At 64.0% G+C, this 880-nt stretch carries 1 pseudogene; it reads left to right on the top strand.

Annotated features, from left to right (window positions below):
- Positions 1-300: 300 nt before the first annotated feature.
- Positions 301-880, top strand: a pseudogene (locus ACVCAH_RS37970) (IS5 family transposase); the annotation flags it as partial.

Genomic DNA, 880 nt, shown 5'->3' with positions numbered 1-880 from the left:
GCGCACGCTGGTTCCACCAACGCACACGGCTGAACCGGGACTACGCCCTGGTCAGCTAGCAATTGGCGGCTGCCGTACTAACTGGGCGTTTTGATTATTCCTGCTACGGATCGCTGCTTTCGTGGGCGTGGTCGGCGAGGCGTCAGCAGGGTCGAATGATCACTACTGGGACCAGGTTCACCTGATTGATGCCGATGCGAGTTGCCCTGCTTTGATCCGCAGATCGTGTCTGGTTCACAAAGTTCGGAATCGGCGGACCCCAAGTGCGATCCACCATGTAATCCACAGTAGACAGCCTGTATGGCCGAACGACCTGCCTACCCCTCCGACCTGTCCGACGCCCGCTGGGCGCTGATCGCACCACGACTGGACGCCTGACGCCAGGCTCGCACCGATGCTGGCGTCGGGGGACGCAAACCCACCTACGACCTGCGGGAGATCTTCAACGCAATCCTCTACGTCAACCGCACCGGCATCGCGTGGCGCTATCTGCCGCATGACTTCCCGCCCTGGCAGACCGTCTACGGCTACTTCACCGCCTGGACCACCGACGGCATCTTCACCCAGCTCAACTACCAGCTCACCGGCCTGGCCCGCGCCAAGGCTGGACGGGCTGCGCAGCCCTCGGCCGGCGTGATCGACACCCAGAGCGTGAAGACCTCCACCAACGCGCCGCTGGCCAGCCAGGGCATCGACGCCGGCAAGAAGATCGTCGGACGCAAACGTGGCATCGTCACCGACACCCTCGGCCTGCTCCTCGCCGTCATCGTCACCGCCGCCAGCGCCAGCGACAACACCATCGGCATCGACCTCCTCGATCAGGCCAAAGCCGCGCATCCCGCACTGGCCAAGACCTGGGTCGACGCCGGCTTCAAGAACA

The organism is Micromonospora sp. LZ34 (genome assembly GCF_052981855.1).
The sequence above is the reverse complement of the archived record's forward strand: the minus strand, read 5'-3'. Positions and strand labels throughout refer to the sequence as shown.